The organism is Methylococcales bacterium (assembly GCA_030949405.1).
GTDB lineage: Bacteria > Pseudomonadota > Gammaproteobacteria > Methylococcales > Methylomonadaceae > WTBX01.
Genome location: JAUZSN010000002.1, coordinates 1,103,169 through 1,126,273 on the forward strand (window position 1 = coordinate 1,103,169; position 23,105 = coordinate 1,126,273).

The window sequence follows — 23,105 nt, forward strand, 5'->3', positions numbered from 1 at the left end:
TTGAATAAAATTAATCGGGGTTCATTTCTTTTAAATAACGTAACCATTGCTGAGCGGTTGTCGCTGTATTTTTATGTAAAATAGCCCCTTCAAATGCGGACTCTGCTTCCGTTAAATTTTGAAGATGATAGTGTGTTGTGCCTAATAATAACTGACTTAATCCCTTGTCTTCAAACCCTCCTAACGTTAAGGCGTTATTAAATCCCGCCAGTGCCTGTTGCCAATTTTTTTGACGGCTATAAATTTGAGCTAATTTTTCATAAATAGAGGCTTTCGGATTAAGTGCTAAAGCGGCTTCTAAGGCTTTTTGAGCAGCGGCTTGTTCTTTCGCCTTTAGCCATGTAAGACCAAATAATTCTAAAGTCTTTGCAGTTTCAGGTAATGTTTTTTTATCAAATTGTTGCTGTAAAAATTCCGCTGCTTTATGCGGTGTTTTTGCATATAAAAATAAGTGAACTAAGTCCAATAGCTCGATTTCTGTGGTTAAAAAGCCGCGTTGATAGGCTAACTGTTGAATATTCGCGGCATGACTGTAATCTTCGGCATTATGATAAGCGGTTGCTAGTTTTTGCCAGTTCGCCTTATTGTCAGGCTCTTTTTTTAATAACCGCTCTAAAACGGTAATAGCCGCACGATAATCTTTGGTTTTATACCCTAATGCTAACTGTAAATCCGCCCAGGCTTTAGGTGGATTCTTGGTTACTTTCATCGCTTTTTTAACCAAGGCCATTGCTTTATTGTATTGCTGATGTTGACTAAACAAATTAGCTAATAACATCGCGGTTTTAGGCTTAGGATTTGGGTTGCGTTTAAACCAAGGGTCTAATAAGGCAAAGGCTTTAGTTGATTGTTTATTCACTAAATAAAACTGCCCTAACGTCAGTTGTGCTTTTTGAGTCGCCGCATAAGGCAATGATTTAATCGCTAATGCCTTGTTAATGTATTTGATGGCTTCGATATAATTTTTTTGTCCCGCCTTAACCGAGGATAAACTGCGTAATAAAATCGCCTTTTCATAGCGATTATTACGTTGTTTTAAACGTTTTTTTAAGAGTTTTTCAGCCTGTGAGTACGATTTTTTGGCGATTAAACGATCGGCTTGCTTTAATTGCTGATAAACAGGGGCTGAAACGATAGCCGCAAAACTGGGGCTGACCAGACAAAATAATAATAGAATTTTAAGACTTAATTTCATCGTAATTTAAATTGTATCGTTTGTACAGCTCGTTGAGCAACCGCTTGACCATTAACTTTTTTCGCTTTAAATTTCCAGCTACGAATGGCTCTAAGAGCAGCTTTATCAAACACGCCACTGGGCTTGGATGAAACCACAAAGGGACTTTTTACACGTCCATTCGCGGTGATGATAAATTGGACTTTGACCCAACCTTTTTGTCGGCGACTTAAAGCTCGTCTTGGGTATTTAGGAGCAACACGGTAAGTCGGACGAACATTTGAACTCACCTTATTTGACATTTTAGGGGCGGCCACTTTAACAGGCTTTTTGACGACAACTTTAACGGGTTTTGGCCGTGTTACTTTAGAGACTACTGTAGGCTGGGCCGTTACCGTAGGTTTGTTAACCGTTCTTACGGATTTTATCGGCTTTATGGATTTTATCGGTTTTATTTTAGGTTTCGGCTTTTTTTTTCACGACCGCTAATTGTATATCCGAATTGGTTAATAAATCAGGCTCAGGAATACTCAGCTCAGGTATTTCCATTTCAGGGATTATTTTTTGCTCGATCGGTTTTTGTTGCGATTCTTCAGGGGGCGGCGGGGGGGGCGGCTCTTCCTCTGGGAGTTCTCGTTTGCTTTCAACGTCCTTATCAAGCTTTTTAAGTTTTACAAATTCGGTCATTTGTAAATGGGGGCTTTTTTTTTAAGGGCTGTTGATTATTACTAATCATGATCTGCATTAGCCAGAATAAAATTAATGAAACGAAAAGTCCCAATAGAATGGCAAATGTTGAGTGTTTCGCCATTAATCTACATCCGTGGCAATAGAGGCGTTCATCACCCCTGCGAGACGAATTTGATCCATCACTTGAATCAATGTCTTTGTTTTTGAATTTTTATCGGCGGCAATAATAACGGATCCTAACGGGTTTTCAGCGTGTAGGCGTGCAATATTAGCTCGCACGGCGCGTATATCGGTGAGGTGTTTATCAACCCAAACATTTCCATTGGCTTTAATCCCGACAATAATATTGGCATTTTCTTTGCGTGTTGCTGTTTCCGCCGTAGGACGGTTAACTTCAATCCCTGATTCTTTGACAAAGGAGGTGGTGACAATAAAAAAGATTAACATGATAAACACGATGTCGAGCATCGGGGTCATATCAATATCAGCGGATTCTTGGGTATTTGAACGGCTAGATCGGCGACGCATAATAAGACTATTTTAATGAATGATATTTTAATAAATCGGCTAAATGATGGCTTTCATCACTGATCCGTTCTTGAATGATTTTACTGAAATAAAGCCCTGAAATAGCAATAACCATCCCTGCCATTGTTGGGACGGTCGCTTGGGAAATACCCGATGCCATCGCGCGTGCATTGCCCGTTCCTGTGATGGCAAGGACATCAAAAACACTAATCATCCCCGTCACTGTCCCTAATAAGCCTAGCAGAGGACACAGCGCAATTAACATTTTTATAATCGGCACGGTTTTATTCATGCTGATTTTGGCTTCCGATAATAACGCTTTACGAATAAAAAGGGATTTTTTTGAGGTTTTATCGTGACGCTTTTCCCAGCTTTCTAGGCAGTGTAAACGCAATTCGGGATAATGAAATTTGAAAAATAGCAGGCGTTCAATAATGAGTGTCCATAATAAGATGGATACCCAGAGTATGACCGTGAGCAACGTACCGCCCATCTCTAAAAAATTATTAATCGCATCAAAAAAGCTATTAAAAGCGTTCATTATTTTTCTAACCGTCGCGATAATATACCAGCGGTTTGTTCGTCTAATATTTGAATCAACGTCCGACTGCGGGCGGCCACAATACTGTGTAAAAATAATAAAGGAATGGCAATACATAAACCCAGCATCGTAGTGACTAATGCTTGTGAAATCCCGTTAGCCATTAATTTAGGATCCCCCGTTCCAAACAAACTAATCGCTTGAAAGGTTGCGATCATGCCCGTGACCGTTCCTAATAATCCTAATAAAGGCGCGACGGCGGCAAGAAGTTTTATCATCGGCAAGCCCTTTTCTAACGCAGGGATTTCACGAGTAATCGCTTCATCTAATAATAACTCTAAATTATCGCCATCGGCTTGATTATCATTTTGTGTCGCAATAAAAACCCGACCTAAAGGGTTATCATCGTTTGCCTTTTCTTGCTCAATTTGTTCGTTTATTTTTTTAGCCGTTAGCGATAGCATCGTTAACCTAACTAAAGCATAAATAAACCCAAGCCCACCCATGACTAAAATAATATAACCAATAACCCCGCCTTGTTTAATCCGTTGAATGGTATCAGGAGCTTGAATTAACATGCTCAAAATAACTCCACGCGTGGGGTCAATACCAATATCAACCTGTCCTGTGTTAACACTGTCCATATTTTCCGCCATACTGAGGTAGTCCCCTTGAGGCTGGCGTGGAAGGGTTACTAATTTTCCTGTTTCGGGTAAGTAGCGTAAATATTGACCCTTTGAAAAGGCATTAAAATTACCGACCCGAATGACTTTGTTTTGTTCTGGCGTACCCGCGCTATTTAATACCTCAGTAGTAAAATAAACGATTTTTCCTGATTCGGTCATTTCCTGCTGTAAGGTAATCCATAAGGCTTCAAGCTGGTCAATGGTCGGGATTTTTTTACTTTTAGAAATTTTATTGAGTAGAAGGCTACGTTGTGGAAATTGGGCTGAAATCAATGAGCTGTCTAAATTAACTTTTAAATCGCCCGCGACTTGTTTGGCCACGGTAAATAAGTCCGTTAAATCACCGCTATTTTCTTTGAGTAACGTTTGCAATAAGGCCAATTCATTTTCATTGTTTTTAACGGTGGCCTTTAATTCATTGGTTATTTTACTGTGGTCTTTGAATGTTTGTTGGGCCGTATTTAACAAGGCTTGTTGTTTGCTGTTATCTGCTGAAAAACGAGTTTCACGTTCTTGATTTATTTTTCCTTCCATGCCTTGTATTTTTTGGGCTTCTCGCAATAATTGCGTTAAGTCTAAATGTTCTGCAAAGAGAGGTTGAATCGTAAAGGTGAGTAATAACGTCAGGATTAGTTTTTTCATCAGCTTCATTTTCCTTCTTCTGCGGCGGCAACGGGTAAGATAAGTAAGTCGGGCGCAGATTGTTTTCGGGCAACACTTAAGCCATCATGAATCTTATTACGATAGCTATCGGGTAAGGTTTCCCAACGTTTTTCCGTTTTATTCCAAAAACCTGTTTCACTGCCATCCAGTCGTTGATAATAGAGGGCGATACGTCCAAGCCGTAAAAAATCAACAGGACTTTTCGTTCCGTTTAAGTTGATTTCATCCTTATAGGCTTCGATGGTATTGCCGTATTCATTTTCAATTTGATACGCTTCAATAATACGACGAAACTTTTCAGCTTTGGTGACATCGGCTCTTAACATCATCGCCTTTAACTTGGTTAACCGCTGCTTACGTTCTTCAGGAAGAAAGGGTAAGTCTAAGGCAATAAACGCATCTAAATTGGTTAGCATCCGTAAGATTAAAGGGGTAATTTCGTTTTGCGTGGTGACAATGGTTTTTAATTGTTCTTCCAGTGAGGATTTTTCAAGTTTTTGATTAATTAAAACCTGTTGTAAATGCTCGGATTGGATTTTTAAATTTTTAGTTTGTCGGGTGGCAAAACGATATTGCTCCAGTAAGGTTCCTGTTTGTTGACTCAGGGTGTCAATTTTTTTTTGTGAATCGGCGGCGGCTTCTTGTGTTGCTTGATTAACGCGAATAGCATCTTCTAAGGGAGCAGAAACACAAGGAAAAGACAGTACCGCAACCATTAATACAATAGGGGTTTTTACAGGCGGGTAAAAAAAGGACATATAATAAAATTGTGATTGGGTAAAAGAAAAATTAACAGCGTAAATGCGGTAATTTATATCATAATTACTTGTGTCTGATAAAGGGTTTAACTCAAGATGCGACTATTAGTCGCACTTTAGAATGCGATGTAATGCGTCTTAATTACTGTATCCCCTTTGATTTATTTACTAATTCAAGAATTAAAATATCACAGCTACCACAGCCCGTTCCCGCCCCTGTAGCGGATGAAATTTGGTCAAGGGTATTTTTACCTTTCATAATAAGGGCTTCAATTTTAACTTGCGTTGTTCCAGTGCAATCACAAATAATAGTATTCGCTTTCGTGGAATCATCTTCAATAATCATCAATATTGCCCAACTTGTTTATTTTAAATATTTATTTAGAAGCGTCATTAATTCGGTAATAATAATCGGCTTAGTGACATAAGCATCAAATAATTCCCCTGCAGATTCAACATCATGTTTCATCACGGCGGCTGAAACCGCAAGAATAGGTTTGTCTTTATAATGATCGGTTGCTCTTAGTTTCTGAGCTAACTCCTTACCATTCATTTTAGGGAGGTGAATATCCATTAATATGAGGTCAAACTCTTCTTCCATCGCCCGTTCCCAGCCACGCTCGCCTGTCTCGGCTAGTTGTAATCCATAGTATTGGTTACTTTCAAGAAAAGATCGCATAAAAACTCTATTCGTGGGGTTATCTTCAACGTACAGTATTTTTTTTGTGTCGGGTATTTCAAGGGCGATAGCTATATCCTTTGCTATCGGTTTAATTTTAGACTTTGCATGACCATGACCGTGCATAATTGGAAATTCAACCCAGAACGTAGACCCTTCATTTTCAACACTCTCAAAGCCTATTTTACCGCCCATTTGTTCAACTAATTCTTTCGTTACCACCAGCCCTATTCCTGTGCCTTCAATGGTGGATGTTTCTTGTCCTAAACGATTAAACGCATCAAATACTTTTGATTTGTTTTTTTCAGAAATTCCAATACCCGTATCGGAAATGCTTAACCGCACATAATCATTTTCAACAATGATAGCGGATACGTTAATCACCCCTCCTTTACGATTGTATTTAATCGCGTTAGAGACTAAATTAATAATAATTTGTTTTAATCGGGTGTAATCGGCATTAATGGTATAGTTTAAATTAGTAAGCAGTTTAATTTTAATAGCCTCTTTATCCGCTAAAGGCATTAATAAAACTAACGGAATCAAAGAATCAAAGGGGTCGGAGTAAATTGATTTTATAGCTATTGTGAGTTAATATATTCAAAATTATAATTTAGGATTCTTTATTTTTATGGCTCGTTTACCTCGTTTAAATTTACCCAATATTCCATTACACGTCATCCAGCGTGGAAATAATCGTCAAGCTTGCTTTTTTACCGAAACGGATTACACCGTCTATTTGGACAAACTAAAAGAATACAGTCGCAAATATAAGGTTCAAGTGCATAGCTATATATTAATGACCAACCATGTACACCTACTCGTCACCCCCGAAGAAGCACATGGCGTAAGTAAATTGATGCAGTCTTTAGGTCGATATTATGTGCGCTATATCAATCAAAACTATAACAGAACAGGGACATTATGGGATGGAAGATTCAAAGCGTCTTTAGTCGATAGTGAAAAATATTTTTTAACCGTCAGCCGCTATATTGAATTAAACCCAGTAAGAGCAAGTATGGTGAAGCATCCCGCAGATTATCCGTGGTCTAGCTATTCTAAAAATGCAATGGGAAAGAGATCAGGACTTATTACGCCACATGCCACTTATTCGAGGCTAGGAAAAACCAGTAAAGAAAGACAAGGTGTTTATAAAGAATTATTTGATCCGAAAATTCCTGATGATACGCTAAAAGAAATTCGTGATTCAATCAATAAATCGTGGGTTTTGGGCGATGATCGGTTTAAGCAACACATTGAAACTCAAATAGGACGACGCGTTTCACCGTTACCTCGTGGTGGTGATAAAAAATCAGAAAAATATAAGGCAAGTAAAATAAATTGATACAGATTGAGTTATTCTAATCTCTTTAGTTGAACTTCTTTGGTTTTAAAATTCAAAAGCACCTAATTTTATGAACAATAATGAACATATTCTTCGCCGTTACGAACTTATATTAACCTCAGCAGGGGAGGGAATTTATGGGCTAGATCATGAAGGCAAGGGAACGTTTGTTAATCCTGCTGCCATTGCAATGATGGGGTGGGATGAAAAAGATATTCTCGGTCAGCCTGTTCATGAAAAACATCATCATAGCAAGGCCGATGGTACGCCTTATCCACAACATGAATGTCCCATTTATGCCGCGTTAAACGATGGTGAAATTCATCATATAACGCACGAAATTTTTTGGCGTAAGGATGGCAGTTGTTTTCCTGTGCATTACACCAGCACCCCCATTTGGGACGAGGGGGAAATTATGGGGGCGGTCGTTGTTTTTCAAGATGTGAGTCAACTCAAACAAACCGAAAACGCATTAGCACAATTACAACGCCATAATCAATTATTACTCGCGGCGGCAGGTGAGGGGATTTGTGGTTTTGATTGTGAAGGAAACCTGACGTTTATAAATCCTACGGCGACTAAGATGCTCGCTTGGTCAACGACCGATTTAAACGGTCAAAGCATTCATACTATTTTTGGAAAAGATGAAAGCGACTTTGAAAAATACTGCCCTGTGTTAACGATTGTTAATGGAAAAACCCGCTATGAAGCGAATAATAAACGCTTCTACCGTGAGGATGGTTCTAGTTTTCCTGTTGATTTTGTTAGCACCCCTATCATGGAAAAGGGTGAGTTACAGGGTGTGGTAATGGTGTTTAGGGATATTACGGAACGCCAACTCGCCGAGAAAAAACTCACCCTCGCTTTATCTGAAATTAAACAACTCAAAAACCGTCTACAAGCAGAAAATAGTTATCTGCAAGAAGAAATTAATCTTAATCATAAGTTTGAAGATATTTTAGGAAACAGTCAGCCCTTAAAAGTGGTGTTACTTCAAGTAGAACAAGTTGCACCGACTGAAACAACGGTTTTAATTCAAGGTGAAACAGGTACAGGTAAAGAATTAATTGCACGCGCGTTGCATAATTTAAGTCAGCGTAAAAATCGAACCTTAGTTAAAGTCAATTGCGCCGCTTTACCGAGTCATTTAATTGAAAGCGAGTTATTCGGCCATGAAAAAGGCAGTTTTACAGGGGCGATGGCCCGACGTATTGGACGCTTTGAATTAGCTCATGAGGGATCGATTTTTTTAGATGAAATCGGTGAATTACCCTTAGAATTACAAACTAAATTATTACGCGTTTTACAAGAGGGTGAAATTGAACGCTTGGGTGATTCTAAGACCCTTAAAATAAATGTGAGAGTCATTGCCGCTACCCATAGAGATTTAAAAAAAATGGTGGCTAAGGGCGATTTTCGGGAAGATTTATTTTATCGCCTCAGCGTGTTTCCCTTGACCCTCCCGCCATTACGATCTCGTAAAAACGATATTTCGTTATTGGCTCATTATTTTGTGAATAAGTACGCCCGCAAAATGGGAAAGTCTATTAAGCATATTCCTCAATCGGTGATGGAACAATTACGCAATTATTCATGGCAAGGCAATGTTCGTGAATTAGAAAATGTAATTGAACGTGCGGTGATTTTATCCCCCGAACAAAATTTTCAACTTCCTGAATTACTTGAAATAAAGACGAACAATAATCATTCGGGTGAGCCGTTATTATCGTTAACTGCAATCGAAAAATCCCATATTATTAACGTATTGGAACAAACACATTGGCAGATTTCAGGGGAAAATGGGGCCGCTTCTATTTTGGAAATGCACCCTAATACCTTACGTTCTCGAATGAATAAATTAGGCATTCGCCGCTCTGATTTAGCCCATTAACATAATATCGTAAATTCACGATATTTCGTAACTTAAACACTATTCATTCCTCTCTCTATTTCTTGCTATAAAATATAAGTCATTGTTTTAAAATGATTTAATTTTTATTTTATTTTATGGCACAACTCCTGCAATATCCATTCTAAACGCTTATTATTTTAGGAAAACAGAATGGAAAACCGCCCCCCTTTTCCCCCATTTACCTTAGAAAGTGCGATTGAAAAAGTACAGCGCGCAGAAAATGGCTGGAATAGTAAAGATCCCATAAAAGTCGCTAGTGCTTACACGGTTGATTGTGAATGGCGTAATCGCGCAGAAATTTTTTCAGGTCGAGACAAAATCATCGAATTTCTAACACGAAAGTGGGAAAAGGAACGTGATTATCGACTCAAAAAAGAACTTTGGAGTTTTACGGATAACCGCATTGCGGTGACTTTTCGCTACGAATGGCAGGATGATTCAAATCAATGGTTTCGCTCTTATGGCAATGAATTATGGGAGTTTGCCGAAAACGGTTTAATGCAGCGGCGTATTGCCAGTATTAACGATAAGCCGATTCTTAAATCGGAACGCGAAATTTTATTTATCAAAAACCAAGGGGAGAGATTACCGAATTATCCCAATTAGTTCGTCATACCGATTTTGATTTAAACAATATTACTATTTAATTATTTATTTTAAGGAATACTCATGGCTACTCTAAAATTATACCGTCCCCCTTTATCTGGCAATGCACATCGTGTCGAATTACTCTTATCTTTTCTTGGTTTAGAGGCTGAGATTATCGACGTTGATTTAATGAAAGGTGAACAAAGACAAGCGGCATTTTTAAAGAAAAATATTTTTGGTCAAGTCCCTGTATTGGAAGATGGTGAGGTAACGATTGTAGATTCCAACGCTATTTTGGTTTATCTGGCCAGTCAATACGATAATGAACACACATGGCTGTCACTCAAACCTGCGAAAGCGGCCGAAGTGCAACGCTTTTTAACGGTTGCAGCGGGTGCAATTGCCGCAGGGCCTGCTACGGCACGATTGATTAATTTATTCGGGGCCGCATTGGATAAAGCGCAAGCAGTTGAAACCGCGCATACTATTTTTAGCCTCTTAGAACAACATTTAGACGACCGTGAATGGTTGGCTGATACGCAACCAACGATTGCTGATATTTCTAATTATCCGTATATTGCTCATGCACCTGAAGGTGATGTTTCCTTGCAAAATTATCCTAATGTCAGAGCATGGTTACAGCGTGTTGAAAATTTGCCGAATTTTATTTATATGCAATCTTCAGTCGTGGGTTTAGCGACATAGTTTAATGCCTAGTCCTTCGAGGTCTTTAAAACCTCGGAGGTTTTTTCATTTAATCAGGCGCAGACAATGAGCAATGTAATTGAATCCCCATTTCATTAAGGCGAACAAAAAATCCAAGCACGCCTTGGGGTTCGTGAAAAAATGGAACGCTTTGGACGGCAAGTTATTCGTGATTTTATGCCCGAACAACACCGCGAGTTTTTTTCGCAATTACCGTTTGTTTTTGTGGCTCATGATGATGAACAGGGGTTTCCGTGGGCTTCTATTTTATTTAATCGAACTCGTTTTATTAGCTCGCCTAATAATCAGCAATTACATATTAACGCGATGCCTGTAACGGGGGATCCGTTAGCTAATGGCTTAAATAAGGGAAGGCGATTAGGTTTATTAAGGATTGAGTTAGAAACACGGCGCAGAAATCGGATTTCCGCTTATATTAATCAGGTTTCAAAAAATCAATACTTCGGACAGTTTTAAAAGTAGAGGAAATCTTCAATTCATAGAAAAATGTAGTTTCTAAAGCAACAATTTCCTGAAAAGAAGATTTCCATACAACTAATAGAACAATACTTCGGACAGTTTTAAAAAAGATAGCGGTCTTAATTCTATAAGGCATTGATTTTAAAGGGTTTTATATTTACGAGATGTGTTGGTAAATTCTTTTTTAAATCAATGGGTTACAAAAACTGTCCGAACTATTGTTATTTGAAGATAACGCTGTAACTCACGCTCTAACATGGCTTCTAATAATTGAGGACGTAATACGCGCTTAGTTAACTCGGTTTCATACTGGCTAAATAAGACCGCAATATCCCAATCACTGTTTTTATGGCTCGTTTGTTTCGCCCGTGAGCCATACAAATAAATCGCATCTACGGGCGTATACACTTTAATAAGCGTCATTATTTTTAAACAGGGAATCTTGGCTTTTATTAATCCCTACGTTCTTAGTTTTTTGAAAACAACACTTGCGGCATCCAATGTTTGTTCTATATCGGCATCCGTATGCGCTGCTGAGATAAAACCTGTTTCAAAAGCCGAGGGAGCTAAATAAATACCTTGTTCTAACATCCCATGAAAAAAAGTTTTAAATTGGTTTTGATCGCATTTCATCACTTGAGCAAAGGTGCGAATTGTTGGTTCACCACTAAAAAATAAACCAAACATCCCTCCGACTGTATTTGTACTCAGTGAAACCCCCGCGTCTAAAGCGCGCTGTTGAATTTCAGTCACAAATCTTTGTGTTTTTTGAGTTAATGTCGCATAAAAGTTGGGTGCGGAAATTAATTCTAAAGTTTTTAAACCAGCGGCCATTGCAATGGGATTTCCCGATAATGTTCCTGCTTGATAAACCCCACCTAAAGGCGCGATGCTTTCCATAATTTCACGCTTACCGCCAAATGCTCCCACGGGCATTCCGCCACCAATAATTTTACCTAGGGTGGTTAAATCAGGTGTGACGTTATAAACCGCTTGCGCGCCACCGAGTGCAACTCTAAAGCCTGTCATCACTTCATCAAAAATAAGAACACTGCCATAGTCATCACAAAGCGTGCGTAATGTTTCTAAAAAACCCGCGACAGGGGGAATACAATTCATATTTCCAGCAACGGGTTCAACAATAATACAAGCAATTTGATCGCCATAGAGCGCGAAGGTTTCTTTGATTTCGTCACTGTTGTTGTAAGTTACGGTTAAGGTATCCTCTGCAACGGCGGCGGGAACACCCAGTGAACTAGGAACGCCCAGTGTTAATGCGCCTGATCCCGCTTTAACTAATAATGAATCGGCATGTCCATGATAACAGCCTTCAAATTTGATGATTTTAGTGCGTCCTGTAAATCCACGCGCAAGACGAATAGCACTCATGGTGGCTTCTGTGCCTGAGCTTACCATGCGGACTAACTCAATAGAGGGTATTAATTCACAAACCTTAGTCGCCATTTGGGTTTCTAACTCGGTCGGTGCGCCAAAGCTTAAACCTTTTTCGGCGGCCTCTTTTACGGCGGCGATGACTTCAGGGTGGGCATGACCTAAAATCATCGGCCCCCACGAACCCACATAATCAATATAACGCTTATCGGTACTATCATAGAGATAAGCCCCTTGCGCGTGATCGATATAAACAGGCGTTCCTCCCACACTACTAAATGAGCGAACAGGGGAGTTGACTCCACCAGGAATAACCGTTTTAGCTTGGGTAAATAATTCAGTTGCAGATGTCATATTTTATTAGTCGGTATTAATTGAGTTAAAAATCAGGAGGGAAGACCTCGGAGGTTTTTAAAACCGCTGAGGGCTTTTTTGTCGTAAGTGGGTGGTCAAAAATAGGGTTAATTCGCGAGCCATAATCGGAAGCGTAAACTCCATTCACTCATATAGCCTAACGTGACAAAGGCAATTTCACCGTTTGCATTAAGGATAAAAATCGTCGGAACGGCGTTAACAAAATACTGGTTAGCAATCGTGCCATTTTCATCGTTTATCGTTAGCCAATCAAGTTGGTGTTGTGTTAAATAAGGCTGTAGCTGCTCATCTGGGCCTGATCTAACGGCAATACTAACACCGTCATAGTCGTTTAAAAGGGTTGAAATAGGGGCTTTCATCTTTTCACAGGTTGCACACCATTTTGCCCAAAAATAAATAAATTTAGGCTTTTGGAGCATAGTCCCTTTTAACGGAGCTTGAGTAATCTGAGGAACACGACCCGATAACGGGTTAAAATTTACAAAAATAGGCGCGACAAATAATAATAAAAAGGCCATTAAATAGATTAACCCTTCTATTTTTCGAATTTTAAATTTTTTTATCAACGCATTCCCATCCGAGTACGAAACCATTTAAAAATTAAATCAAGCTTATAAGACCAATTATTTTCAATGAGGGGGGTTGAGGATTTTTTTTTAGAATTTTGTAGATGTTTTTTGATAGGCCCTATTAATAACCGTTCGAGCGGGGTTCGTTCTAAATCACGAATAATTCGTTCTAGGGTCTCAATAAATAATCCATAGTGACGATTGAGTTCGCCAATATCATCAATGGAACTATCAATAAATTTTAACGTTAATTCTTGGGCTGAAGCAAGAGCAATCTCAGCGGTTTCTTCGGAGGTACTGTAATCTTCTGCAATTTCCATTAATTGGTCACACGCGATTTGATAGTCTTCTGCGGCAATATCATGAGTAAGCGACATGGTTTAAATTCCTAATGTTGGGTTTTTTGATAATATAAAAAAGCTTGGCGCATTTTCATTAAAGACATTTCAAAATCATCACCTAGGTCGATATCACGAGCCGTTCCTGTTATGGCGGCTTGCTGCATGACCCTGAGGCTTAAATCCATTTGACCTAATAAACGAACATAGGCGGTTAGCATATCGCTGTACGCTTCTAAAGCAATATTCTGCTGTTCTGCTTGGTCGAGCAGCATAATAATTTGAGTTTTTAGTAAGGTTAATTGTGAAATGGCTAGGCTGCTTCGTCGCCGACCTTTAGACGATTTTAATCGAATGGGTTTAAATCCGCGCCCTGTTGACGAAACGGCTATTTGCTCTAAACGCAGATTTAATTTATCAACCAGCGGGTAAACTTTATAATTTTGCGTTTTGGGTTCAATTTGATTGGCTAATTTTACAAAGGCGGCAATATGCCGACTAATGTTAACTCTAAGCTTTTGATAGTGATAGTTATTAATTCCATAGCGTACGCTATAAAATAATTCCGTATCTTTTTTCATACTTGTAATTAATTTTGAACTAATAATCGGGGAAACGCGTTCAATACTTTTGATGATTTTACGGCGTTCAAAACTTTTTTGTAGTTCACTAAAAATAGCATCTAAAGCCACGGCAAAAGGCGATATTTTTTTAGCCGTATCCCGTAGACCTTTGACCGATAAGCGCAGTAAATTATCTAATAGATGATTACTTTCGGCCTCAATAGGTTTGCCTTCAATTAATTTTATTAACAGGGTGTTATAGGAATCAACCACTTTCCATGATTTCAATCGAATAGCAACGTCATCAATGGCAACGGTTGACATTAATAACTGCTTGCTTTTAAAGGATACTTTTCGTGGCGATTGAATTTCTTCATGATTCTTAAGTTGTGCCTGTTCCTTTTTAGCGACAGCATAATTAATAATGACCTCTTCACCCACGTTGCGAACGGCTTTAAAAAGATGTTGATAATCTGAAAATTCGCGCTTAGGAACAACGGAACACGCATTTAGGCAAAAAATGAGGAGTAGCAGGCTCACTTTTCCAAAAGATAACCCTAAGCGACGATAAGAATCGGTAATGGTTGATAACATAATAGACCTTAACGGTTCAGTGCCTTTTTTATCAGCATCATCCCAAAATCAAAGGCTTCTACCGTAGATTCTTGGCTTTCTGATCTATTTTTAGTGGCTGAAATTTGATGATCTATTGTCTCCAGTTCGGTTAAATTCACCTTATCTAAGCGTGATTTTAAATCATTTAAAGCCACACCTTGTAATTGAATAGCCAGCTCATCTATTTCACCGAGCTTAAAGGTTCGATCAGGTTCGGGCATCTTTTGGGCTAACTGCGTTAACGTCACGATGTTTAATTCAAGTTCATTTTTAGTCATAATTGCCCCGCTATTTTTTCTTTAAAACTGACAATAAAGCTTTTAAACTTTCGGTGGTTGATTTAATTTTGGGAATATAGGTATTAATCGTTCCTAAGAAACCGCTGACATTAGTATGCCCTGCTGTGGTTTTAAGCAATTTTTCGCCGATTTTTTCGGACTGAATATAACCATCTAAAATAGTCTGCACTTCTTTTATTTTTGTTAAGTAGCCTTGGAGTTCTAAGGTTTTTTCTTTAATCGCTATAAAATCGGTTGATAATTTTTCTCGTGCGGTTTCTGCGGTTTTACTCAAGATATCCGCTTGAGCAAAAATTTTTCGTTTAGTTTCAATCCGTTTTTCTCTATCCATAGTGGGGATCGTTTTGGTCATCAAAGCATTGAGACGATTGACGCTATTTTGTTGATAGCAGGCGATTTTCCCCCCCGCTTCTTCTTTTAAACTTTCAGCCACTGAAATAAGGCCTTCCGATTGAACGTTCATCGCCGTTGTTAAAACATCAAGGTATTCAAGTTGTTTAAGTGATAATTGTTTAACTTCAGGCGGTGTGGCACACCCTGAGATGATAATAATAAATGATAAAATAAAAAGTTTGTAACGCTTCATACGTTTTTTCCTTAGATTAAATTTTCAGTTCTAAACACGTTCTAGTTTAGCATAAGCCAATATGAGCCATTTTAAACTGCCTTTATAAAAGTTAACCTGTACTTTTTCTTGCTTGCCTTCGCCTTCTACTTGAAGAATAACCCCTAAACCAAATTTAGCATGATTAATTTTTTCACCTACTTTATAACGACTGGTTTGTACAGGGTTAGCGCGGGATTTTTGAACGCCCATTCTGACATCCTGTGTACATTCATTAGGAATTTCACGCAAAAATCGTGAGGGACTGGGGTAGGTTTCTTTGCCATAAAGTCGTCGTGATTCAGCATAAGAAATACACAGTTGTTGCATTGCGCGGGTAATGCCAACATAACAGAGTCGGCGTTCTTCCTCTAAACGCGCAACGTCATCAATAGATTGGCCTGATGGAAATAACCCCTCTTCAAGCCCGACCATAAAGACCTGTTTAAATTCTAAACCTTTTGCGGAATGCAGCGTCATTAACTGAATACAGTCATCCGCATCGGCCCCGTGCATTTCACCCGCTTCCAGTGTTGCATGGGTAAGAAACATCACCAAATCACTTAAAGTCTCGTCATCCTCACGCGGGTAATCAAAGCCACGGGCGGCATTAACAAGTTCTTCTAAGTTTTCAATGCGTGCTTCACCACGATCGTCTTTTTCTTTTTTATAAAAATCAATTAACCCACTTTTTTCACCGACTAATTTAACTTGTTCAAAAAGTTCTTGTGTTTCAGTTTCGGTGTGTAAATCATTAATTAATTGCCTGAATTTTTTTAGTGCGTTGGCGGCACGAGGGGAAAAAAAATCAGCGTCTAATAGTTGCTCACTGGCTTGCCATAAAGAGATTTGTTGACTCCGTGCTAAGTCACGAAGATTGTCTAATGTTCGCATTCCAATCCCGCGTGTCGGCATATTAACGACGCGCTCAAAAGAGGGGTCATCATCACGATTGGATAATAAACGCAGATAAGCCAGCGCGTTTTTAATTTCAGTCCGCTCAAAAAATCGTAATCCGCCATAGACACGATAAGGAATCCCTGTGGTCATTAAGCGTTCTTCAAATTGTCGTGACTGGGCATTCGAGCGGTATAAAATGGCCACATCTTTTTTTAAACCGCCTTTTTCCTGCCATTGTTTTATCCGATCAACAACAAAATAGGCTTCATCCTGTTCATTAAACGCGGAATATAAGGAAATTAAATCGCCCTGCCCACTGCTTGTCCATAACTGTTTGCCCATTCGATTGTTGTTATAGGCAATTAAGGTATTCGCTGCTTGTAAAATATACCCGGTCGAACGGTAATTTTGTTCTAAACGAATTAAATCATGTGTAGGGTAGTGATCTTGAAAGCTTAAAATATTGGCTATTTTCGCACCGCGCCAGCCATAAATGGATTGATCGTCATCGCCGACAATAAATAAATTTTCCTGACCTTCGGTTAATAATCGTAGCCACGCATATTGAACGGTATTGGTATCTTGAAATTCATCCACATGAACCTGTCGAAAACGGCGTTGATAAAAGGTTAATAAAGCGGCATTATCACGCAGCAATTCGTGCGCTCTGAGGAGTAATTCAGCAAAATCCACTAAACCTGATCGGTTACAACTCACCTCATAGGCTTTATAAATTTTTAGCATTTGATGGAGGAAAAAATCGTCATTATCGCTAATATGTGCCGCTCTTAAGCCTTCATCCTTCTGAGCATTAATAAACCTTTGTATTTGCTTGGGCGGCCATTTTTTATCATCAATTTCTAAGGATTTTAATAACCGCTTAATCATTCTTAATTGATCACTGGAATCCATGACCTGAAAGGCATCAGGTAACTGTGCTTCATGAGCATGACGGCGTAAAATGCGATGCGCTAACCCATGAAATGTACCAATCCACATGGATTGTGTCGGCATTTTTAACAGGGCTTCAATGCGCTCACGCATTTCCTTGGCGGCTTTATTGGTAAAGGTTACGGCCAGTAAACTATGCGGTGACAAACCCTCTACTTGTATTTGCCAAGCAATGCGGTGGACTAGAACACGCGTTTTACCACTGCCAGCCCCTGCTAAAATTAGCATCGGCTTGGAAGGGGCGGTAACGGCTAAGCGTTGCGCGTCATTTAAAGTGTTGATTAGAAAAGAGACATCCATTTTTTATCACTTGCACATTTTTTTTAGCTGTGTATTATTGAGTAACTTAAATTATGAAGTCCCATTATATAGGGAATCTTTATCAACAATTAACATTAAAAGAGGTTTTAGGATGAATTTTGATTATAAACGTTTGATTAAATTTGAACTTAACATAAGTAATAAAGAAAAAACAATTCGTATGGGTGTGGGAGGCGCATTGATTTTGGTTTCCTTATTTTTAGCCAAAGTTTTATTATTACTGGTCGGGTTAATCCTTATTACGTCAGGTTATATTGGTTGGTGTCCTGCTTATTCTGCTTTTCATAAAAATACACGTCCTGCGAGTGAAAATGATGAATCGTCTACGGAATAACGATTTTTCTTAAAAGGTAGCGATATTCCTGTCGTTGAAATTTAATTTTTTTAATGACGTTAAATTTTATTATGGGTCGCCGTATAGAGTGGAAATTCCACCCTATACAAGGTAATATTTTAGGGCGTATTTCACCTTTTAAAAGATCATTAACCCCGATAGAAGAAGGGATTCTCTTTAGCCTTCAATCTAAAATAACCTGAGTTTTTTAATTGTGACATTCGATTTTTTACCGATCGCCATTCAGCCCTTTTTTATGGGGAATTTAGCGGACGTTACCACAACAGCGAGTACGAGTTACGCGCTTATTTTAGCCGCAGAAATGGGAGATAAAAGCCAATTAGTATGTATGGCATTAGCCTCACGATACCGTGCTTTTCCCGTTCTATTGGGGGCAATCATAGCATTTGCACTATTAAATACCTTAGCGGTTGTTTTTGGTGTGGCGATTGCGAGTTGGTTTCCTAGCTATATTATCTCTGCGACAGTCGCGGTATTATTTTTCTTTTTTGGGTTGCATTCGTTGGTTATTGACGCGGATGATGACGATGAAATCATTGAAAAAAAAGGGGCTAATCTTTTTTTTAGTACTTTTTTATTGATTACGTTGGCAGAATTGGGCGATAAAACTCAATTAGCGGTGGTGGCATTAAGCAGTAGCACATTACCCGTGGCTGTTTGGTTAGGGGCAACGGCCGCTTTAGCAACGACATCAGCTTTAGGCGTTTTAGCAGGACGAACTATTTTGCAAAAAATCCCAATGACTTTGCTGCATCGCTTTAGTGGCAGCCTCTTTTTAATTTTCGCATTGGTTGCCGCTTATAATAGCTATTTGAATTACACGGTTTGAGACTCAATGTTAGGTATTAATCCTAACCCATTAAACCAATCCCCTAGAACATTAAAGCGGTTGTATTGTTATGGATACAACTCAGGTCTATATTTCACTAATAAACGCACACTATGAACTCAACAAACATTCATTCCCATAAAATTTTGATTCTTGATTTTGGCTCTCAATATACTCAGCTTATTGCGCGGCGAGTACGTGAGTGTGGAGTTTATTGCGAAATTTATTCGTGTGAAACCTCTGCTGAAGCAATTCAAAAATTTTCACCCAAAGGGATTATTTTATCGGGCGGGCCTGAAACGGTTACCAGTGATAATACGCCAAGAGCCAACCCTGTTGTTTTTGAAATGGGGATTCCTGTCTTAGGGATTTGTTATGGAATGCAAACCATGACCGAGCAATTAGGGGGAAAGGTTGAAAGTTCAGATCATCGAGAATTTGGTTTTGCCCAAATTCGAGCGCGAGGACATGCACAATTATTAAATAATATTGAAGATTTAGTGACCTCAGAAGGACATGGTTTATTGGATGTTTGGATGAGTCATGGTGATCGTGTGGTCGATTTACCCGAAGGCTTTAAATTAATTGCAAGTTCTGAGGGCGCACCGATTGCAGGGATTGCGAATGAAGATAAACATTTTTATGGGTTACAGTTTCACCCCGAAGTCACGCATACCAAGCAAGGTCATGCTATTTTATCCCGCTTTGTTAATGAAATTTGCGGCTGTGATTCATTATGGACCGCTGATAATATCATCAAAGAAAGTATTCAAGCGGTTCGTAAACAAGTGGGTAATGAACAAGTTATCTTAGGTTTATCGGGCGGAGTGGATTCATCGGTGGTGGCGGCCTTATTACACCAAGCCATTGGCGAACAATTAATCTGTGTATTTGTCGATACAGGATTGTTACGTTTAAACGAAGGCGATCAAGTGATGGCGACCTTTGCGGCCCACATGGGGGTTAAGGTTATTCGAGTTAATGCTGAACCGCGTTATTTATCGGCTTTGGTCGGGGTGACGGATCCTGAGAAAAAACGTAAAATTATTGGGAATCTTTTCATTGAAATTTTTGATGAAGAAGCCAATAAATTAACAGACGCTAAATGGTTAGCCCAAGGAACGATTTACCCCGATGTGATTGAGTCGGCAGGGGCTAAAACAGGAAAGGCTCATTTAATTAAATCTCATCATAATGTGGGCGGCTTGCCTGATGACATGACGTTAAAATTAGTCGAACCTTTGCGTGAACTGTTTAAGGATGAGGTGCGTAAATTAGGATTAGAATTGGGGTTACCTGCGAATATGGTTTTTCGTCATCCGTTTCCAGGGCCAGGTTTAGGGGTGCGAATTTTAGGCGAGATTAAAAAATCGTATGCGGATTTATTGCGACAAGCCGATGCTATTTTTATTGAAGAACTTTATAAGCATGATTTATATGATAAAGTTAGTCAGGCTTTTGCGGTTTTCTTGCCGATTAAATCGGTCGGTGTGATGGGGGATGGACGGCGTTATGATTATGTCATTGCGATTCGAGCGGTAGAAACCATTGATTTTATGACAGCACGCTGGGCGCATTTACCTTATGATTTTTTAGACATTATTTCCAGACGTATTATTAATGAAGTATCGGGAATTTCACGGGTTACTTATGATATTTCAGGCAAACCCCCCGCGACGATTGAATGGGAATAAATAAAGGCTTAGAAATGAGCCTTGCGGGGGATTATGAATTATCAGAAACGGTTAATGGTATGATAGTGATAAGTTTTCGTGAGTCTGTATCCCCTCGCTTATAGTATACAAATATAAACAGCGTGTTGAAAATCAAGAGGCCCCCGATGTATAGACCTTAGTTGCTATATTAGTTGCCAGGGGGCTGAGTCAAAAAAAACAGGCCATTTAGAGGTTATTTATTGTTGGCTGAATAGGAAGTTTTATTATTTTAGACTGTAATGGTTAGGGTATTAGCCCTGATTACGCCTCATCACACAATGATGTTTATAGCCTTTTTAAATGCTTAAAAGGCTAAAAAATATAATAAAAACAGAATTACATTTATAATATTAACAAATGTACCGAGATATCTTTATGAAAAAAACAATCGCCTCGCTACTCTTTAGCACTGCTTTAGTGATTAGTTTTAATAGTTTTGCTGATGAAGTTTGGAATAGTAATCATGGTAAAGTTATCTATTCAGAAGATTCAGGTACCACCGCATTGTGGCAATATAATGATAATGGTCGTGATGGAGGGATTATCTATATTGAAAATTTAGCGGGGGTTTATAATAACCGAGGCTCTTATGAGGGCTATTGGGCGCAAGATAACGGTGATGTTCCTTGTGAGACCGAGCGCGGGGGCGTTAACGGTAGAACGACGACTTACTGGGGCTATTTTCATATTAATTTTATTGATAAGGATTTCCCCTCCCATTGGAAAGCCCTCTGGGGGAACTGTGAGGGTGATTTAACCAAAGAGTGGAATGGAACGCCTGTAACGTCGGTTAATACACCAAAAGGGGACGAAACCTTAGATGATGCGAGTGAAATTATTCGCTTTGCTAAGGGAGCAAGTTCTGCGGCCTATAAAAAAAATATGCTTAAAGGTAAAAGCCACTATTATTATTTTACGGCGCGTGAGGGGCAAATGTTAAATCTTGATTTAGCCTCACAAGAAAATAATGCGACCTTTTCAATTTATAAACCTTTTTATCGACTCACCGAGGCCGATGACGTTGTTGAAGTGAAAGGGGAAATTTTAAATGGTAAAAAATCCGCCTATCAAATGAAACATTGGTTAGGTGAAGTGCCTATTTCAGGGCAGTATTTAATAGTTATTGAGGGTTCACGCGGGAATGTGGCCTATAACTTACAAATTTTCATTAAATAAATGATGTCACAGGCAAAATTAAACTGGCAATGCCGACGCGGAACAAAAGAGTTGGATCGTTTATTAGTTGGTTATTTAGAAACCTGTTATAGCGCGACAAGCTCCCAAGAACAACAGTTATTTGAAGATTTTTTAACGCTTGAAGATAACGAGTTAATCGTTTTTTTATTAGCCGAACCTTACTCTAAAGAAACAAAATTTGCCCAACTTATCAACAAAATCCGTAGCACCCCACTTATTTAAAATTAATCAGTCAAAACGACGTTGTATTTGGTTGATTTTTATTCATAGTCTTGCCGCCTTTGCAAGTGTGTATCATGACTTATCTGGAGCAGGTAAACTACTTAGTTTCGGGGGCGTTATTCTCAGTGGGCTATTTTATTATCATGATTATAAAAAATTCCAGCCCTATTATATTCGATACAGCTCGAAGGTAAAATGGCAGTTGGCGAAAACTGAAACTAATTTTCAAACGATAACCATTTTACCGACAACGGTTTTAACCGCGCAGTTTATTGTGTTACATTTTTATTTAGATGGCTCTAAAAAACAAAGCTTAATCCTTGTTAGGGATGCTTTAAAAAACACTGAATTTAAAATTTTATTGGTTGCTTTAAAAATTTCGGGACTAACGTCCGCAAAGTAATGAACAGTTGCTAAAATGTGAGAGCAATCAATAGCGTCTTTTCCCATTTTTAATGGGGCCTCTTTAAAATCCATAGCACATGTGATTTTTTATCCATAAAATACCTACTAGGAGTCATTTATGAAAAATTCCATCTTAATTCCCGCAAGTCTCATCGTCTTAGCCTTGTCGGCGTGTAGTAATACAAAAACACCGGATACAACGATAGCTACGCCAACAACACCCAATAACACAACGACCCCTGTGGCAACGCCCCCTGTAGCGACACCACCTGTGGCAACAATCCCATCACAACCTGCCCCTGTTGCGCGACCTGCCAATAGTTTGTGTAATGCTAACGAACAAGTCTTATTCAATTGTGACATGGCCGCAGGCGGAAAAACCGTTTCAGTATGTGCCTCTAATGGGTTAACGAACACCAGCGGTTCATTACAATACCGTTATGGGTCAGATGCGTATAATGTTGATATGCGTTTTCCTCAAGATTCAAGCGCGGCTCAGAGTCTTTTTAGTTATGATAGCCAAGGGTTAAGTTTTAATAATGGCAGCATTAAATATCAAGTTTATACTCAAGGTTCAGCAGGTATAAAAACTTTTTGGGCAAAAGCACCCAGTCGTAATAAGGTACTTCCTTGTGCAGGCACGGTCACTAATCAGTTACAACTATTAAACGGCGTATTAAACTAAATTAAACGTATTGCTAAAAAA

At 39.0% G+C, this 23,105-nt stretch carries 29 protein-coding genes; 12 read left to right on the forward strand and 17 right to left on the reverse strand.

Translation table 11 applies throughout. From position 1 onward, the window contains the following. Positions 1-10: 10 nt before the first annotated feature. From Q9M50_05845 to Q9M50_05885, 9 genes are all read right to left on the reverse strand, one after another. A complete protein-coding gene (locus Q9M50_05845) occupies positions 11-1,195 on the reverse strand; it encodes a tetratricopeptide repeat protein (GenBank protein MDQ7090154.1) in 1,185 nt (394 codons plus the stop codon). After that, positions 1,192-1,476, reverse strand: a complete 285-nt coding sequence (locus Q9M50_05850; GenBank protein MDQ7090155.1) for an energy transducer TonB — start codon at positions 1,474-1,476, stop codon at positions 1,192-1,194. Before Q9M50_05850 ends, Q9M50_05845 begins: the two co-directional genes overlap by 4 nt. A 154-nt stretch (positions 1,477-1,630) precedes the next feature. After that, entirely contained in the window at positions 1,631-1,861 is a 231-nt protein-coding gene (locus Q9M50_05855) for a hypothetical protein (GenBank protein MDQ7090156.1), read from the reverse strand. Positions 1,862-1,984: 123 nt separating this feature from the next. Beyond that, positions 1,985-2,392, reverse strand: coding sequence for a biopolymer transporter ExbD (locus Q9M50_05860; GenBank protein ID MDQ7090157.1), 408 nt, complete (start codon positions 2,390-2,392; stop codon positions 1,985-1,987). 7 nt (positions 2,393-2,399) lie between these two features. Beyond that, a complete protein-coding gene (locus Q9M50_05865; protein ID MDQ7090158.1) occupies positions 2,400-2,933 on the reverse strand; it encodes a MotA/TolQ/ExbB proton channel family protein in 534 nt (177 codons plus the stop codon). Further along, positions 2,933-4,261 carry a MotA/TolQ/ExbB proton channel family protein gene (locus Q9M50_05870; protein ID MDQ7090159.1) on the reverse strand — a complete coding sequence of 443 codons (1,329 nt, stop codon included), beginning with the start codon at positions 4,259-4,261 and terminating at the stop codon, positions 2,933-2,935. Before Q9M50_05870 ends, Q9M50_05865 begins: the two co-directional genes overlap by 1 nt. A 5-nt stretch (positions 4,262-4,266) precedes the next feature. Next, entirely contained in the window at positions 4,267-5,040 is a 774-nt protein-coding gene (locus tag Q9M50_05875) for a DUF3450 domain-containing protein (GenBank protein ID MDQ7090160.1), read from the reverse strand. A gap of 142 nt (positions 5,041-5,182) precedes the next feature. Beyond that, positions 5,183-5,386 (reverse strand): (2Fe-2S)-binding protein, encoded by a 204-nt coding sequence (locus tag Q9M50_05880; GenBank protein MDQ7090161.1) that lies wholly within the window; start codon positions 5,384-5,386, stop codon positions 5,183-5,185. 18 nt (positions 5,387-5,404) lie between these two features. Continuing rightward, positions 5,405-6,265: an ATP-binding protein gene (locus Q9M50_05885; GenBank protein ID MDQ7090162.1), complete on the reverse strand. Its 861-nt coding sequence runs from the start codon at positions 6,263-6,265 to the stop codon at positions 5,405-5,407. 85 nt (positions 6,266-6,350) lie between these two features. Here Q9M50_05885 and Q9M50_05890 point away from each other — a divergent pair, with 85 nt between their 5' ends. The 5 genes from Q9M50_05890 to Q9M50_05910 all read left to right on the forward strand — a co-directional run bounded on the left by Q9M50_05890 (position 6,351) and on the right by Q9M50_05910 (position 10,746). Continuing rightward, the gene (locus tag Q9M50_05890; GenBank protein MDQ7090163.1) at positions 6,351-7,064 is read left to right on the forward strand and encodes a transposase; all 714 of its coding nucleotides are present in this window, start codon (positions 6,351-6,353) and stop codon (positions 7,062-7,064) included. A gap of 70 nt (positions 7,065-7,134) precedes the next feature. Next, on the forward strand, positions 7,135-8,955 hold the full coding sequence (locus Q9M50_05895; protein MDQ7090164.1) for a sigma 54-interacting transcriptional regulator: 1,821 nt from the start codon (positions 7,135-7,137) through the stop codon (positions 8,953-8,955). Positions 8,956-9,126: 171 nt separating this feature from the next. Beyond that, positions 9,127-9,582 carry a nuclear transport factor 2 family protein gene (locus tag Q9M50_05900; protein ID MDQ7090165.1) on the forward strand — a complete coding sequence of 152 codons (456 nt, stop codon included), beginning with the start codon at positions 9,127-9,129 and terminating at the stop codon, positions 9,580-9,582. Positions 9,583-9,645: 63 nt separating this feature from the next. After that, positions 9,646-10,269 (forward strand): glutathione S-transferase, encoded by a 624-nt coding sequence (locus Q9M50_05905; protein ID MDQ7090166.1) that lies wholly within the window; start codon positions 9,646-9,648, stop codon positions 10,267-10,269. 141 nt (positions 10,270-10,410) lie between these two features. Then, positions 10,411-10,746: a pyridoxamine 5'-phosphate oxidase family protein gene (locus Q9M50_05910; protein ID MDQ7090167.1), complete on the forward strand. Its 336-nt coding sequence runs from the start codon at positions 10,411-10,413 to the stop codon at positions 10,744-10,746. A gap of 192 nt (positions 10,747-10,938) precedes the next feature. Here Q9M50_05910 and Q9M50_05915 read toward each other — a convergent pair whose 3' ends face one another. The 8 genes from Q9M50_05915 to uvrD all read right to left on the reverse strand — a co-directional run bounded on the left by Q9M50_05915 (position 10,939) and on the right by uvrD (position 17,655). Next, on the reverse strand, positions 10,939-11,172 hold the full coding sequence (locus tag Q9M50_05915; protein ID MDQ7090168.1) for a nucleotidyltransferase domain-containing protein: 234 nt from the start codon (positions 11,170-11,172) through the stop codon (positions 10,939-10,941). A gap of 36 nt (positions 11,173-11,208) precedes the next feature. Next, on the reverse strand, positions 11,209-12,495 hold the full coding sequence (gene hemL, locus Q9M50_05920; protein ID MDQ7090169.1) for a glutamate-1-semialdehyde 2,1-aminomutase: 1,287 nt from the start codon (positions 12,493-12,495) through the stop codon (positions 11,209-11,211). Between the two features lie 107 nt (positions 12,496-12,602). Beyond that, positions 12,603-13,082 carry a thioredoxin fold domain-containing protein gene (locus Q9M50_05925; protein MDQ7090170.1) on the reverse strand — a complete coding sequence of 160 codons (480 nt, stop codon included), beginning with the start codon at positions 13,080-13,082 and terminating at the stop codon, positions 12,603-12,605. Then, positions 13,079-13,462 carry a hypothetical protein gene (locus Q9M50_05930; GenBank protein ID MDQ7090171.1) on the reverse strand — a complete coding sequence of 128 codons (384 nt, stop codon included), beginning with the start codon at positions 13,460-13,462 and terminating at the stop codon, positions 13,079-13,081. The genes Q9M50_05925 and Q9M50_05930 overlap by 4 nt, the downstream gene beginning before the upstream one ends. Before the next feature lie 11 nt (positions 13,463-13,473). Then, a complete protein-coding gene (locus Q9M50_05935; protein ID MDQ7090172.1) occupies positions 13,474-14,580 on the reverse strand; it encodes a hypothetical protein in 1,107 nt (368 codons plus the stop codon). Positions 14,581-14,588: 8 nt separating this feature from the next. Next, on the reverse strand, positions 14,589-14,879 hold the full coding sequence (locus tag Q9M50_05940; protein MDQ7090173.1) for a hypothetical protein: 291 nt from the start codon (positions 14,877-14,879) through the stop codon (positions 14,589-14,591). Between the two features lie 10 nt (positions 14,880-14,889). Continuing rightward, positions 14,890-15,486: a hypothetical protein gene (locus tag Q9M50_05945; protein MDQ7090174.1), complete on the reverse strand. Its 597-nt coding sequence runs from the start codon at positions 15,484-15,486 to the stop codon at positions 14,890-14,892. A gap of 30 nt (positions 15,487-15,516) precedes the next feature. Further along, a complete protein-coding gene (gene uvrD, locus Q9M50_05950) occupies positions 15,517-17,655 on the reverse strand; it encodes a DNA helicase II (protein ID MDQ7090175.1) in 2,139 nt (712 codons plus the stop codon). A gap of 112 nt (positions 17,656-17,767) precedes the next feature. On the opposite strand from uvrD, the gene Q9M50_05955 reads away from it, so the two are divergent. The 7 genes from Q9M50_05955 (at position 17,768) to Q9M50_05985 (ending at position 23,084) form a co-directional block, all read left to right on the forward strand. Continuing rightward, positions 17,768-18,010 (forward strand): DUF2892 domain-containing protein, encoded by a 243-nt coding sequence (locus tag Q9M50_05955; protein MDQ7090176.1) that lies wholly within the window; start codon positions 17,768-17,770, stop codon positions 18,008-18,010. A gap of 256 nt (positions 18,011-18,266) precedes the next feature. After that, complete coding sequence (locus Q9M50_05960) at positions 18,267-18,860, forward strand: TMEM165/GDT1 family protein (protein ID MDQ7090177.1); 594 nt, start codon at positions 18,267-18,269, stop codon at positions 18,858-18,860. A gap of 113 nt (positions 18,861-18,973) precedes the next feature. Then, on the forward strand, positions 18,974-20,554 hold the full coding sequence (gene guaA / locus Q9M50_05965; protein ID MDQ7090178.1) for a glutamine-hydrolyzing GMP synthase: 1,581 nt from the start codon (positions 18,974-18,976) through the stop codon (positions 20,552-20,554). A 396-nt stretch (positions 20,555-20,950) separates the two neighbouring features. After that, positions 20,951-21,751, forward strand: coding sequence for a hypothetical protein (locus Q9M50_05970; GenBank protein MDQ7090179.1), 801 nt, complete (start codon positions 20,951-20,953; stop codon positions 21,749-21,751). After that, positions 21,752-21,994 (forward strand): succinate dehydrogenase assembly factor 2, encoded by a 243-nt coding sequence (locus Q9M50_05975; protein MDQ7090180.1) that lies wholly within the window; start codon positions 21,752-21,754, stop codon positions 21,992-21,994. A 31-nt stretch (positions 21,995-22,025) separates the two neighbouring features. Further along, positions 22,026-22,397, forward strand: coding sequence for a hypothetical protein (locus tag Q9M50_05980; protein ID MDQ7090181.1), 372 nt, complete (start codon positions 22,026-22,028; stop codon positions 22,395-22,397). A gap of 120 nt (positions 22,398-22,517) precedes the next feature. Continuing rightward, the gene (locus tag Q9M50_05985) at positions 22,518-23,084 is read left to right on the forward strand and encodes a hypothetical protein (GenBank protein MDQ7090182.1); all 567 of its coding nucleotides are present in this window, start codon (positions 22,518-22,520) and stop codon (positions 23,082-23,084) included. Positions 23,085-23,105: the final 21 nt, after the last annotated feature.